Origin of the sequence: Arthrobacter sp. HMSC06H05, assembly GCF_001807395.1 — a bacterium.
GTDB lineage: Bacteria > Actinomycetota > Actinomycetes > Actinomycetales > Micrococcaceae > Pseudoglutamicibacter > Pseudoglutamicibacter albus.
Window position 1 is genome coordinate 11,702 of the sequence record NZ_KV788974.1, and the last position, 13,753, is coordinate 25,454.

Genomic DNA, 13,753 nt, shown 5'->3' on the forward strand with positions numbered 1-13,753 from the left:
CTAGCTACCGGCGCTTCCTCTGAATTCCGCTGAGTACAGTCCACCCGGAACTGTTGCGTGGATAGCGGTTTACCGGTGGTGGATCGATTTATAGGACAGGTATGCGTGGAGCCCTTCCGGACCGTACTCGACACCCATACCGGAATCGTGCCGGCCACCGAACGGTGCCGCATGGTTCGATGCGAAGAAGTTCACACCAACCGACCCTGAGTCGATCTTCTCGGCAACCGCTCTGCCCGCCTCCTCGTCGGCCGTGAAAACGATGCCGCCCAGACCGAACTCAGTGTTGTTAGCAATCGCGATCGCCTCTTCAACACCCGAGCTGTCGTCGTACTTGATCATCGAGATCACCGGGCCGAAAATCTCTTCCCGTGCAATCCGCATGTCCGGTGTGACGTCCGCGAAAACGGTTGGTTTCACAAAGAAACCCTGCCCCAGCTCCCCAGCAAGGTCGGCCGGCTCACCGCCCGTCACGCATCGCGCACCCTCGGCTTTAGCCGAATCGATGTACTCCAACACGGTGTTGTATTGAGACTCCGTAGCGCACGGCCCAAACACCGTCGCCTCCGCCAACGGATCCCCCTGGGCTGCCCCGCTGATCTCCTCAGCCACTAGTTGCACGATCTCCTCGTACCGTGACGTAGGAACGATCAACCGCGTGGAAATGTAGCACGTCTGCCCCGTATTCCTCAGGCAGGACCGCACTAGGTTAGCGCGCAGAACCTCCACATCAACATCCGGCAGAATCACAGCCGAAGACTTACCGCCCAACTCAAGCGTGACTGGCCGCAACAACTCGCCACACGCCGCCGCGATCTTCCGGCCCACTGGAGTAGACCCCGTGAACGCGACCTTCGCCACGTCCGGATGCCGAACCAGCTTGTCGCCCATCTGGCCGGACCCCGTCACCATATTCACCATACCGGCCGGCACCCCTGCAGCTGCGATGGCATCCATGACGATGCGGATAGACACCGGCGTAGGCGAGGCGGGCTTGATAACCACAGTGCAGCCAGCCAACAAAGCTGGCGCCAGCTTGATAACAACCAGGTTGATCGGGAAGTTCCACGGCGCGATCAACGCGCACACCCCAACCGGGTCCCGCTTCACGGTCGAGGAAAACCCACCCCGAGGAGCTGGGCGCACGTCCTCCTCATCGATAACGTGCGCCAGGGTCGCGAAATACCGGAAAATACCGGCCGCGTTCGCCGCGGCACCAGCAGTCTCTGCGACCGGGGAACCGTTCTCTAGCGAGTTAGTCCATGACAAGATATCGGCCCGCGCTTCAATCTCATCCGCAATCCGGTTCAGATACTGTGCGCGTTCAGCGGCCTCAAGCCCGGACCAAGCGCCGGCATCGAACGCATCCTTCGCGGCGGCCACGGCCGCGTTCAGGTCATCATCGTTACCTCGCGGGACAGAACCCCACACTTGACCGGTTGCAGGATCCACCACATCCGCACGCTCGCTCGCGTGCGCCTGAACCCACTGGCCACCGATAAAGTGTGTGTCCACATGCCGGTATGGAATATCCAGTTCAGTCCGCACCGTGCGAGGACTGTTTTCCAGGTTGAGAGTGCTCATCGCAGAATCCCCGTCTGCAGTAGCTCCTTGCTGCGAGCCAAATCAGTGGTGCCCATCTCGTAGCCAGCCTGGGTGAGTAACTCCGGGATGATCTCGACCGTCAAACGGTCCGTGTACCAGGCCGGGTCCTGACCAAACCAGGAAGCCGCAAGCGAGATACCCGCGTGGTCGAAGCGCCACAACCGGTCGGAATCGCGCATCAACGCATCTTCCAGGCTGTAAGCGACCGGGCGGGTGTCATGCCCATCGATGATCTCGCAAACCTTCTCGATGAACTCTTCCGAGTAATCCAACTCCCCCAGAACTCGCTGGGCCACGTTGCAACCCTGTTCTTCGTGCTCGAAGCGGATGGCCGCTTTACGCCAGTTGTCGCCGAAACCTTCGGACAAGATACGGGACTCATCAACATGTGCCCACCCGGTGTCGTGCAGAATCACCGAGATCATCACCAGGTCGCGGTCCGCCTCCGGGTAGGCGTCGCACAAGCGTTGAGCGAAACGTAGCGAGATCGGCAAGTGAATGTCGTTGCCGCGGGTGCGGGATTCCGGGACAATCCTTTCCCAGATCGGGTTGTACTTAGCCAGCTCCGCCTCTGCTTCTGCGCTGAGCGGGCAGGAGATCGGGTCAGTGTTGATGGGCTGCTCGGTAGGGATAGGCCGGACCGGGTAGGCTGCCGCGAAGGCCTCGGCCCGCGGGTCCGCTTCCGCGGTGGTTTCTTGCGTGGACGTCATGGAGGCTCTCCTTAGCCAATCACTTTCTTCAGCATGGTGTTCGGGTCCGCGGCCTCATCCGCTGGAATGTTCTTCCCTACGGTCAGGGCCTGCCGGACAGCCATGAAATCTAGAGGCGCGTTGATGCAGTCGGCGGCCAGTATCTTGCCGTCGCGGTAATACAGCACGGTGTGTTTGTTCTTCTCCGGTACCGAGCGCGTCACGGTGTCGGTGTAGCCGTCTTTCAGACCCGCGATCTGTAGCCGTAGATCTGCCTGGTTGGACCAGAACCACGGCACTGATTCGTAGCGGACGTGGCGGCCGAGAACGGTCTGGGACGCGGTCTTAGCCTGTTCGATGGCGTGGTTGACTGACTCGATCCGCACCTGGTCGCTCGCCGGGGTGCCGTGCACGGACGGCGCTTTCAGGTGGTCCGGCAGCGGGTTAGGCATGATGGTGCAGTCCCCCACCGCCAAGGTGTGGCCGTCAGAGGTGCGGGCGTATTCGTCCACCACAATGCCGTCGTCTACCTTCAATCCGAGCTGTTCTGCAAGCTCGGTGTTGGGGATAACTCCGATGCCGACCAGTAACAGGTCAGCCGGGATTCGGCTTCCGTCGCTGAGGATCACCGCGGTGATCTTATTGGTTTGCTCATCGACTTCAACGGAGTCAAGCCCGGTTTCCAACCGGATATCAAGGCCACGCTCACGGTGCTTTTCAAGGAACAGCTCCGCGACTTCAGCCGAAACCGCCCGGCCCACAAGACGAGGCCCAGCCTCAACCACGGTCACTGCCTTACCCATTCCGTGCAGCGAACACGCTGCCTCCAGGCCGATGAACCCGCCACCGGTCACCACGACGTTCTGAGCATCAGGCACAACAGCCTTCAATTCCAAAGCGTCATCAGCGGTGCGGAGGTAGTGCACACCTGCCGGGTTGGATTCCAGCCCTGGCGCGGCCAAACGGCGAGCGCGTGCACCTGTAGCCAAAACGAGCCGGCCGTAGTGGATCTCTTCTCCCGCATCGGTCGTGGCGGTCTTGGCTGCGCCGTCCACTTCGGTGATCCGTGTGTTCTTGAGCAGGGTGATGCGTTGCTCATCCCAGAAGTCATTGCTGCGGAAAATCAGTTGCTCTGATTCGATTTCCCCGGCCAGGAACTCTTTGGATAGCGCGGGGCGCTGGTAGGGGCGGTGGTTTTCTTCGCCCACCATGGTGATGGTGCCGGTAAAGCCATCTTCGCGTAGCGAAATGGCCAACTGCACCCCCGCCTGGGAGGCTCCGATGATCAGCACATCCGTTTTCATGTGTATGTCCTAGATTCTTTGCGGTCGGCTAACGCCTAGACCTGGGTGGCCGGGGTGGTGACGTAGATGGTCTCGGCGGCGTCGGCAGGTAGCTGGCAAGAGAGGCGGGAGTTGTCTTCCCGGTCTTCGGAGGTGCCCCACAGCATTTCGTCTTCCAGCTCTTCCATGGGTTCGAACGCGTCTTGGCTGCGTTCATCGACGAATACGTGGCAGGTCGCGCACGAGAGCGCGCCGCCGCATTCGGCGGTGATGCCGGGGATACCGTTGCGTTTTGCGGTCTGCATGACTGAATCGCCGGCTTGAGCGGTCGCGGTGCGTTCCACGCCGGAAGCGTCAGTGAAAACTACGTTGCTCATTGCGGTGTCCTTCCTTGAGATAAGAACAGTGGGAGTAAGTCTTTAGATGAATTGGCGGCCGCCGTCGACTACCAGGGTCTGCCCGGCGACGTAACTGGATTGGTCGGAGGCTAGGAACAGGGCGGCACCCAGCATGTCTTCGGGTTCGGAAGCCCGGCGCAAAGCGCCTCGGTCCACCCCGTAGCTCGCGGCGTCCTCCATGAGTCCGAGCGAGGCCTCGGTGAGTGTGAAGCCTGGAGCGAGCGCATTGACGCGGATGTTGCGCCGGCCCAATTCCTTAGCCAGAACACGAGTGAGCCCGATGACTCCGGCTTTGGATGCCACATAGTGGGCCCACTGTTCGGAACCGGAATACACGGTGGCTGAGGCCAGGTTCACGATGCGCGCGCCATCTTTCATGTGCGGCGAGCAAGCCTTGGACATTAGCCATGGCCCCTTGAGGTTCACCGCCATGACCTGGTCCCATTCCGCAGGGTCGATGTCCTCGAACGGGGTCCGGGTGATGGTCGCGTAGATCGCCGCGTTGTTGATCAGAACGTCGATGCTGCCGTGCGCGAATTCAGCGGCGGCAGCGGCGCAGGCCTCCGTTGAGTCCACGTCAGTGACATCAACTGCGACGGCGAGCGCGGTGTCTTCTCCGCGTTCGGTGTTGACCATGTTCGCGGTCTCTTGTGCGCCTTCGAGGTTGCGGTCTGCGCAGACCACCCGGTAGCCGGCAGCGGCGAAGCCGAGTGCGAAGACTCGGCCCAGGCCGCCGGCTGCCCCGGGGATCAGAGCGGTTTGCGGGTTGTTGGCACTCATGAGAGCGCTGCCTCCGCGGTAGCTGACTCGGCTTCGGCGCCCTCATCAGACGGTCCGTCGAGGATTTCCACGGTGCCGGCGGTGCCGTTGACGCGCAGGTACTGGCCCGTCTGGATGGTGGTGGATGCCGAACCTGTGCCCGTGACCGCCGGTAGTGCGTATTCGCGACACACGATCGCAGCGTGGGACATCATGCCGCCGATGTCGGTCACTGCGGCCTTGATCTTGCCGAAGATCGGACCCCAGCTCGGGGCGGTCACCGGCGCCACCAGGATCTCGCCCTGCTGGACCTGACCGATCTCATCGGCATCCATGATCACGCGGGCGTAGCCTTCCGCAGTGCCTGGGGACGCAGCCATGCCTTTCAGGCCAGACTCGTTGACGTCATCGCCTGCCAGCCACTGCTGGACCTGTTCGGTGGTGATGCCCCAGAGCATGCGGGTGAACGGCTCGGTGATTGCTTCCGGTGGCGTGTTCAACGCTGGCGCTGGGCGGGCCTTCTTCAAGGCGGTCACGGTGCTCTTGCGTTCGGCGATAACGTCCGGCCAGTACACTGGACCGATCGCCTTAGCGCCGATGCCGTGCGAGTTGACCAGATCGAACAGGGCGTCGCGGACCTCGGTGCGGGATAGGTACAGCATGTCCTCGTCATCTGCCCAGAAACCGGCGTCTGCGAAGACCTTAGACAAGGCACGGACCTTGCGCCAGAAGATGCCCATGGTCCAGTGCTCGATGTAGAAGTTGTGGTTCTCCACATACGGGTACGCGGTAGCTGCCAGGGAACGCTTGGCATCGAAGATCGCTGCGGTCTCTTCATCCAGCAAGTCCTGGTATTCGCTGATGATGCGCTCACGCTCGGCAACGAGCTCGGCCATCGGGCGCAGAATCTGCTGGCCCTGCTCCAAGCGGTGGATGTAGTCAGCGATGAAGCCCAGCGGGATGTCCAAATGGTCGCGCCAGTACTTATCGTGGCAGTAGAAGCCGTTACCGGTGGTGAAGTTGAACCACGGATCCTGCGCCTCTTCCCACTGAGCCAGCCACTGATCCCCACCCTCAGCGGCGGCGATCGCGGCCAGAGTTGCTTCCGCATCGTCCGTGTTGGTGAAGTGTTCCTGCAGATTCAGATCCACAGCCTTGACCGCCAGATGCTTCAGCTCATCATCCGGACGGAACAGCTCCATGTCCTCGCCCTGAACCATCACGGCAATGTTCTGCTCTGGGATGTTCGGGAACACTTCCTTACAGAAGTTGAAGAAGTCCAGGTAAGCGATGTAGCCCAGGTTCAGGAACTCAAAGTGGTACTGCCAGTTCTGGTAAGCCAGCTGGATCAGGCGGTCGTAATCCTCCAGCAGCCGCTCCGAGCCGTCTTTACCCACACCGTCCTGGATGTCCTGCATCGGCACCATGTCCGGCAACGGCTTGAACTCGATCGACTCCATCTCATTCAAGGTGTCGCGCACCTTGGTGTGCCACTGATCCAGTAGCGGCTGCCAGTTCTGGAAGTAGTGCCCGATGCGGGCTTCAAACTCCGGAACCCGTTCAGCAATCTCTTCTTCAGGAACCGGGATCGGAGACATGTACAAGTACCCCAGGTGCACGCGGAACTCGATGCCCTTAGCGGTAGGGATCATCAAGTGGCGTGCGTTGTATTGGCCTAAGCACTTCACAGCGAACTCAGCGCCGATAGTCTCAAACGGCTTGAAAACGGTAGGCCAGTGCTGCGAATCGCAGAACCAGAACTTCTGATCCTCTTCGTCCTTGAGCTTGTCTTGGAAGACCAGATAATACGGATAGATTTTCTCCCAGCCTTTAGCCCCCTCAGGGACTGGTAGTTCAGACGGCTTAGGGAAAGACTTCATCGCCATGATGCGTTCCTTAGTTCTTAATAAAAGCGGAGGTGATAGAGGACAGGGAGAAGGAGCCACCGTTGCCGGCGGCACCAGTGAGGGAACCGGTCAGGTTCGCTGCGTATCCACCCGTGCTGGCCGGTTTCACGGCAGGCTTCTTGGAGGAATGGACAGTCTCGGGGCGAGACTGCAGCAACAGCAGGTTCTCCCCGTCTGGGAGATCAGCATCTAGAGCCCATTCGATGTCCTGTGGGCAGCCGTAATGCTTTTCTGCACGCTTAGCCATGGCAGCCACCTGGGTGAGTTCCTCATCGTTCAAGGAACGCACCGCACGGCGTTCAGCGTCCACTTCCCTCTCAATCAGCGTCTTAGCTGCTACATCCGGGACCAGCTCTGCGTGCTTGTCACCAATATGCTCGGAAACGAGCCCCATGGTGACCTTGTCCACCATGATGTTGTCCGGGGTGACCTGACCGGAAACCACCATCTCGCCCACACCATAAGAGGAATCGACGGTGATCTTGGAGCGGTCCCCGGTGGCCGGATCAAGGGTCATAGCGACCCCGGAGACCTTAGCGTTGACCATCTTCTGGACGACCACCGCCATGGACAGCCCCTCGTCAGGGATGTTGTTTTTCAGGCGGTACAAGATAGCCCGCGCCGTATAGAGGCTGGCCCAGCACTTACGGATATGCTCACCAACCGTGTCGAAGCCTTCCAGCCACAGGTAGGTGTCCTGCTGGCCAGCGAAGGACGCATCCGGCAGGTCTTCCGCGGTCGCCGAAGAACGCACAGCGACCGGGACTGGCTCCTCAAAACGCTCCATGAGCGCTTCGTGGGCCTGGCGAGTCAGCTCGGAGGAAGCTGGCGGGACCGGAGCGGACAGAATCTTCTCCCGAACCTTCTTGGAGATCTCCTCGACCTCGTCCACAGCGTCCGGGTTGAGACCTTCGAGCGCTTCCCGAACCTTCTCGTGGAGATTGTGTGCGGCCATGAACTCATCGAACAGAGCGCATGTCACCACAAAACCTGGCGGGACCGGCATACCAGCCGCAGTCATCGAAACCAGGGAGGCACCCTTACCGCCTAGCTGCTCAAGTTCAGGCTCGATGCCGCCATCAAAGAACTGAATCAATTCGTTAGATTTCATCGTTTGAAACTCCTAGAACCTAGCTAGCCCAGCGCACCGGAACGGACTCTGGGACGCGGAAGGAAATGTTCTCCCGGAAGGTGATCTCTTCCGGTGCCACCAGCTGCAGATGCGGGGCGATCTTGACGATCTCTTCCAACGCGATCTTGGTTTGCAGCCGGGCCAGCATCTGGCCGAGGCAATAGTGGATGCCGTAACCGAAAGACAAATGTTCGGAGGCGTTCGGGCGGGAGATATCGAACTCTTCACCGTTCTCGAACTGGCTCTCATCACGGTTCGCGGAACCCATGACCAGCAACAGTTCCCCACCCTTAGGGATCTTTACCCCGCCAACTTCGGTGTCTTTGAGTGCCTTACGGCGCCAAGCGACAATCGAACCCGAGTAACGCAGGACCTCGTTGATGGCACCCGGGATCTTCTTAGGGTCATCGATCAGTGCTTGCCAGTCCTCCGGGTGGTTCAACAGCACACGCATGCAGTTAGAGATCAGCGTGGTTGTGGTCTCATGCCCGGCAAACAGCAGCGAGTAGAGAACGGACGCGATCTCGTGGTCGGTGATCTCAGCGCCCTCGTCTTGAGCCTTGACCAAGTCAGCCGTGAGGTTATCCCCACCGTTCGCGTGGGCCTCAGCTACCAGGCGCTGGCATTCCTGCCAGTACTCAACCAAGTTGTGGGCGTGTGGGGTCTGCTCTTCATCGCTCAAATCGCCCCATGTCATCGCTGCCCGTGAGTCCGACCAGCGTTTGAAATCGTCAATCTTCTCAACGTCCGCGCCAATTAGGGTCAGGATGGTGATGGTCGGCAGGTCGTAGGCCAGATCCCGCAGGATGTCGCCCTGGTTATCCGGGTTATCCAGCATTGCGGAAAGCAGATCCACCACGTTCTGCCGGATGAATGGCTCCATCACTTTGTATCGGCGTGGGGTGAAAGCCTTCTGCACAATCGAACGAATACGCGTGTGCTCCGGCGGGATACGGGCCGAAAGCCCGGAGTAGGCCGTGAAGCCGCCTTCTTCCATGATCTTGGTGGCCTGAGGGCCCCGCCTACGTACAGGAGCCTGGGCGTTCTCAGAAGAGAACGTCTCCCAGTCGTCAAAGACGGCCTTCACGTCGTCGTAGCGGGTCACAACGTAGAGGCCCACGCGGTCATCGAACATGACCGGCGCTTCCTCGCGTAGCTCAGCGTAGGCGCCGAACGGGTCTTTCAGATCAAACGGCTTGTAGCCGTGGTAGTCCTTGTCCGCGCCGGACACAGCTGCGGCGTACGGGCAACCGGTCGTGGAAGTGGTGTCAGTCAAAACGACTCCTCAGAAAACCAATGGATGGATAACTGCTCCACCTAGTGTGAGCCGCCTCACACTCCACCGGCGAGGAGAAACTTCCACTCAGTGGAAGTGACATTCTTGCGGGGGCTTTCCGGAAGCTGAACCGGTTGTTAGCCCTGCATGTTTCCTGACTCGGGCAACGGCTCCTTATGAGCGTCATGGAGGGATTCGAGCGGGATGAACTCGGTCGCTTTCTCGATCTTGCGGGAGATCGCTTGCATCGCCGGAAGGAACTTTGTCATGTCCGGAGCCTGAGATGAGTAGACAACTAGGCCCAACGCACCACCGAGCCTGCCGGTATGAAAAATGGGGACAGCGATGGAACTGGAGCCGATCGTGACTTCCTCGTGCGCCGTCGCATAGCCCTGTTTGCGGAACTTGACCAACTGGCCAGCTAGACGGTGCGGATTCACTTCAGTGAAGGGGGTGAAAGCCTTCAAAGGTAACTGCAGGTACGAGTCCCGGACCCAGTCCTCTTCAAAAGCCAGAATGCATTTACCCACGGCGGTGGCGTGTAGCGGCAGAGAGCCGCCCACTTTTGCTGCGCGAGCCAGCCGTTTGGTCGAGTAGAGCCTCTCAATATAGAGAGCCTCGTTGCCCTCACGGATGGCGAGGTGGGTGGTTTCCCCAGTCAAGGAGAACAAGTCCTGCAACAGAGGTTTCGCTGCATCGCGAAGCTGACGGCCGGTGTTTTGGGCGAGCGCCCACAACCGGATGCCAAGCTGATAGCGGCCGGTCTCATTCTTGGCCAGGAACCGCCATTCGACGAGCTCTCCAACCAAACGGTGCACGGTGGACAGCGGCAAGCCGGTGCGGGCAGCGATGTCGGTGAGTGAAATGGAGCGTTGCCCGGATTCGAAGAGCGTCAGAATGCTCAAGATCCGCCCGGTCACCGACTTTGGCGCGGGTTCAGGGGCTGTCATGCCGATTGACTCCTGGGTTTTACGTCACCGCGGCCTGTTCTCCAGCTCGCGAATAATCCATTTGTCCAGAGAAAAGTCGTATTCCAGGACCATGGTGGAACGGAACGTGCTCGGGCTCGCCACCACTTGCGGTTTGCCATTCTCAACGAGGGTGACCTCGTTCTCAAAGAAATCGAACGTCGCGACAACCTGGCCCGGCCGGTCGGGGTGCGGCTTTACCTGTAACGTCCTTTCCTTATATTCGATGCCCTTACCGACATACCAGCTGCCCTTCGAATAGGTCAGATAGTTCGCACTGCTGGCATACACCCAGCATCCCGCGCAACTTGTCGGCGCCACTTGAGTTAGCGGCCTCGCGTTACCGGTCTGCCTGATGTACTCCTGAGAAGCCATGAAGTACCTCACGACCTCCTTGACCCCGGCTTTATCGTTTCTAATATTCGGGTCCAATTGCGGGATAGGCACATTCCGCGCGGGATGCTGAACCGTAGCTTTTTCATAAGGGCCCGACGGCGGGGTCGGCTCCGAAAGGTCAGGTTTCAGGCCGCCAGCACCTGGCTGATTCTGTTGCACGGAAGGGCTCGGCGCAGGCGACTGCTGGCTCGGTGCCGATTGTTGCCCCGGCTGTTGCGACTGCTGTTGGTCTTGCGACTGCTGCGGCATCAGCCGTTCGCTCAGATTCTGCCCCTGTTGTTGCCCATCGTTCTGGCCCTGGTTCTGGGAGCAGCTGGCCAAGCCAACGCTTATGAGCAGGGCGGAGAGAGCAGCTGTGGTGCGACGCATACGGAGCCTTTCAAACTCAAAAAACGATGGATGCAAGCCCATGTTGGCTTTATTTCACCACAGCCGCACGAATAAACGCCAGACCCTTACGGCCGGAGCCCACGCAAGTAGACGTCGATGAGCCACTCATGCAGATCTGGGATGTGCCCCTCCACGAAGTCTGGTAGTGGTCGGGTTGCCGCAGCGATCCCAACCAGGAATCGCATCGCGTCAATGTCCCCTATCAACCCGGCTTCACGCGCCCGCCTAAGGATAGGTTCGAGGCGAGCCAGCCGGTCCGCGCGAACCTCCGAGACCCTCTCTGATTCAACAAATTCCTGATTGTTTTCACCCAGTTACATCAAGAAGGCGCTCACTTGCGTGCACCCTATGCGGCCGCCTTCAAAGGGATGGCAACCCAGCTGGAAGCCGAAGGGCAAGAAGTCACTGTCAACGACGTCGCACCCATGACCGCCGAGGACCCTCAAGGCGTGGGGCTGAACTCAGCGTTGCTGCCGCTCATCTTTGGTGGCATGGCTTCGGCTGTTCTGCTTGCTCTCCAGCTGACCTCTGCCGGTCAGCGGACCCTGGGCGCAGTCGGCGTGGATCGCGGCCGGGCTCATCATGATTGCCGTCGGAGCGCGCCGCAACAGGCCGACTGAGGCTGCGTCGTAGGCCCCTCGCCGGGTACAGCTCACTTCTGTAAGGTGACATCATGACCTACCAGCCCGCCCATCAACGCAACTTCCTAGCGAGCACGCGCCTGGCCCACCGCTAAGACCGAGTTGACCCTCACGTAACGTCAGGCATCAGAATTACGTTCATGAACAGCCATGAAGATCATTACTCCGTCGGGGAGGTTGCCCGGCAGTTCAAAATAACGGTGCGTACGTTGCATCATTGGGAAGACCTCGGTCTTGTCCGCCCTTCCGAGCGCACCTGGTCAAACTACAGGATCTATACGCGCGCTGACCTGGATACGATCCAGCAGATCATGATCTATCGGGCCACCGGAATGAAGCTTGCAACCATCAAGGACGTACTTGCGGCGGGCACAGAACACATCGCACATCTGCGGAGGCAACGAGAAATTCTCACGTCTCAAATCCAGCAGACTCAAGAGATGCTCAGCGTGATCGACAAGCTGATAGCCAAGGAAACAGCCACAACGAAACCAACGTTGAGCGAAATCGGAGAAATTCTAGGCGAAGCCCGCTTCGTTGAATATCGTTCACAAGCTGAAGACGCTTATGGCGACACTGACGATTGGAGCGTCAGTCAACAACGGACCGCCGAGTGGAGTCATGCTGATTGGGCAGCGTGTAACGATAGGTTCAACAGCGTTGAAGAACAGTGCGCCGAAGCCGTGCGCAATAACGTTTCCGCCTCCAGCGATGAGGCAGCAATGCTAGTTCAGAAGCACCGCGAAGCACTTGGTGAGTTTTTCCCTGTCACGCCGGCCAAGCATTATTTGATCTCACGTAGCTACATCACCGTCAAGAGTTTCACTAATCACTACGACGCCAGGCAACCCGGCCTTGCCCGATGGCTTGCCGATGCTATTGAAGCTGTCGCAGTAACCAGCGGAGTGAATATCAACAACCCTGAGTGGGCATAAGCCCCAGATCATAAGGTTCAACATGAATAGCACACACATCACGATGGTCGAAAGCGGCGTCGAAATGCGCGCTCTACTGGATTGTCCACGGGAGCAACGAAACGATGCTCTCCGCCGGTTGTGGCAACCTGTAGCAGGCATGTACTCTTTCGGCCCTAGCGAGCCTGACCTCGTAGCAGTTCACGCTCAGAACTTCGGCTTCAGCCCAGCGGCCCCGCAACAGCGGATGCTCGATGCGCTAGACAGCTTGGAAAAGGCCGATGCATGGGGCCGCATCAAGCAAGCACTGATTCAAGGTGCAACAGATTTAGCTACCGCAATCCCCGGCCTTGAGATACCGGACATCACTGTGTTGTTGCTGTTGGGAGACCCGACCAACCAGCACTTTATGGAGGAATTGCAAGGGCTTTCAGCCTTCGGCGGTATCAGCGGCTACATCGCAATCACCATCTGGCCCACCGATGTGATCCTCAACCGGCTTGAAGCTATTGCGTTACACGAGTTACATCACAACCTCCGCTATTCACCCGGCGGGATTGTATGGAATCCGATGACCGTGACTGTTGGAGAGCACGTCGTGGCTGAAGGTCTGGCCGACCTTTTCGCTGTCCGCTACTGCGGCCTGCGAGGCTACACCCACTTTGTTTCTGAACAGACACGAGAAAGCGATGACGTACTTCGCCGCGTCTGCGAAGGCCTCAACAACACTGGTATGCAGAACTTTGCGGGGTGGGTGCTTGGCGACGCGAGTGCCCGACTCTTTGGGTCATCGCCTGTCGGTCTTCCTACCGGCGCCGGTTACGCCGCTGGAACGCGCATCGTACAGGAGTACCTCGATGCGACCGGCCGTACTGCAACGGAATGCCTTAGAACTCCTGCCGAGGAGATTCTAAACATTGCTCTGCCACGACTGGGGCTCAACACCAGGCCCTGACGCTCACCACCTTCCCCGGCTCGCCGCTCAGCACCCCGACCCGTCCGCGTAGTGACCGAGGCGCCGCTGGCATACGGCGAGAAGCAGACCATCACCGTCAAAACTGAGCTGCGCGAGGCTCAGGACGGCGATGTTGTGGTCAACAAGGCTGTGGGCCGTGCTGAGAACACGAAGATGCGGATGCGCACTTGCCGCCCAGTTCACCGTCACCGACACCCGCGAACCGGAGCCAAGCGACGAACCGACGCCGACGCGGAGTGACGAGCCGACGCCGGAACCAAACGAGGAGCCTGCGCCTTCGCCAACTCCGAAGCAACCGGAAGCCCGTGAGCGCGGCTTGGCTCCGACCGGCGCGGAGGTCGCGGGGCTCATCGGGTTTGCGGCCGTGGTGTTGTTGGGCGGCCTGCTTCTGATGAGGCGAGCTCGCCAGCACTAAACCA

At 59.6% G+C, this 13,753-nt stretch carries 14 protein-coding genes; 4 read left to right on the plus strand and 10 right to left on the minus strand.

Annotation, left to right across the window (positions count from 1 at the left end; all coding sequences use genetic code 11):
- Positions 1-69: 69 nt before the first annotated feature.
- From HMPREF3160_RS01805 to HMPREF3160_RS01850, 10 genes are all read right to left on the minus strand, one after another.
- Complete coding sequence (locus HMPREF3160_RS01805; RefSeq protein ID WP_070506709.1) at positions 70-1,584, minus strand: aldehyde dehydrogenase family protein; 1,515 nt, start codon at positions 1,582-1,584, stop codon at positions 70-72.
- Positions 1,581-2,315, minus strand: a complete 735-nt coding sequence (locus tag HMPREF3160_RS01810) for an HD domain-containing protein (RefSeq protein ID WP_070506711.1) — start codon at positions 2,313-2,315, stop codon at positions 1,581-1,583. The genes HMPREF3160_RS01805 and HMPREF3160_RS01810 overlap by 4 nt, the downstream gene beginning before the upstream one ends.
- An 11-nt stretch (positions 2,316-2,326) precedes the next feature.
- Complete coding sequence (locus HMPREF3160_RS01815; RefSeq protein WP_070506714.1) at positions 2,327-3,598, minus strand: NAD(P)/FAD-dependent oxidoreductase; 1,272 nt, start codon at positions 3,596-3,598, stop codon at positions 2,327-2,329.
- Positions 3,599-3,633: 35 nt separating this feature from the next.
- Positions 3,634-3,954: a 2Fe-2S iron-sulfur cluster-binding protein gene (locus tag HMPREF3160_RS01820; RefSeq protein ID WP_070506716.1), complete on the minus strand. Its 321-nt coding sequence runs from the start codon at positions 3,952-3,954 to the stop codon at positions 3,634-3,636.
- A gap of 42 nt (positions 3,955-3,996) precedes the next feature.
- Positions 3,997-4,755 carry an SDR family NAD(P)-dependent oxidoreductase gene (locus HMPREF3160_RS01825; protein WP_070506719.1) on the minus strand — a complete coding sequence of 253 codons (759 nt, stop codon included), beginning with the start codon at positions 4,753-4,755 and terminating at the stop codon, positions 3,997-3,999.
- Positions 4,752-6,620, minus strand: coding sequence for a PEP-utilizing enzyme (locus HMPREF3160_RS01830; protein ID WP_070506721.1), 1,869 nt, complete (start codon positions 6,618-6,620; stop codon positions 4,752-4,754). Before HMPREF3160_RS01830 ends, HMPREF3160_RS01825 begins: the two co-directional genes overlap by 4 nt.
- Positions 6,621-6,630: 10 nt before the next feature.
- Complete coding sequence (locus HMPREF3160_RS01835; protein ID WP_070506724.1) at positions 6,631-7,752, minus strand: PEP/pyruvate-binding domain-containing protein; 1,122 nt, start codon at positions 7,750-7,752, stop codon at positions 6,631-6,633.
- Positions 7,753-7,771: 19 nt separating this feature from the next.
- Complete coding sequence (locus HMPREF3160_RS01840; protein ID WP_070506727.1) at positions 7,772-9,049, minus strand: cytochrome P450; 1,278 nt, start codon at positions 9,047-9,049, stop codon at positions 7,772-7,774.
- 137 nt (positions 9,050-9,186) lie between these two features.
- Positions 9,187-9,999, minus strand: a complete 813-nt coding sequence (locus HMPREF3160_RS01845) for an IclR family transcriptional regulator (protein ID WP_070506730.1) — start codon at positions 9,997-9,999, stop codon at positions 9,187-9,189.
- A gap of 24 nt (positions 10,000-10,023) precedes the next feature.
- Positions 10,024-10,782: a DUF6318 family protein gene (locus HMPREF3160_RS01850; RefSeq protein WP_141739783.1), complete on the minus strand. Its 759-nt coding sequence runs from the start codon at positions 10,780-10,782 to the stop codon at positions 10,024-10,026.
- Between the two features lie 356 nt (positions 10,783-11,138).
- Between HMPREF3160_RS01850 and HMPREF3160_RS01855 the strand changes: the two genes are divergently transcribed.
- The 4 genes from HMPREF3160_RS01855 to HMPREF3160_RS09790 all read left to right on the plus strand — a co-directional run bounded on the left by HMPREF3160_RS01855 (position 11,139) and on the right by HMPREF3160_RS09790 (position 13,749).
- Positions 11,139-11,423, plus strand: a complete 285-nt coding sequence (locus HMPREF3160_RS01855) for a hypothetical protein (protein ID WP_070506735.1) — start codon at positions 11,139-11,141, stop codon at positions 11,421-11,423.
- Between the two features lie 161 nt (positions 11,424-11,584).
- Complete coding sequence (locus HMPREF3160_RS01860; RefSeq protein ID WP_070506737.1) at positions 11,585-12,379, plus strand: MerR family transcriptional regulator; 795 nt, start codon at positions 11,585-11,587, stop codon at positions 12,377-12,379.
- Between the two features lie 22 nt (positions 12,380-12,401).
- Positions 12,402-13,313 carry a DUF2268 domain-containing putative Zn-dependent protease gene (locus HMPREF3160_RS01865; RefSeq protein WP_070506740.1) on the plus strand — a complete coding sequence of 304 codons (912 nt, stop codon included), beginning with the start codon at positions 12,402-12,404 and terminating at the stop codon, positions 13,311-13,313.
- A gap of 157 nt (positions 13,314-13,470) precedes the next feature.
- Entirely contained in the window at positions 13,471-13,749 is a 279-nt protein-coding gene (locus HMPREF3160_RS09790; RefSeq protein ID WP_141739784.1) for a hypothetical protein, read from the plus strand.
- Positions 13,750-13,753: the final 4 nt, after the last annotated feature.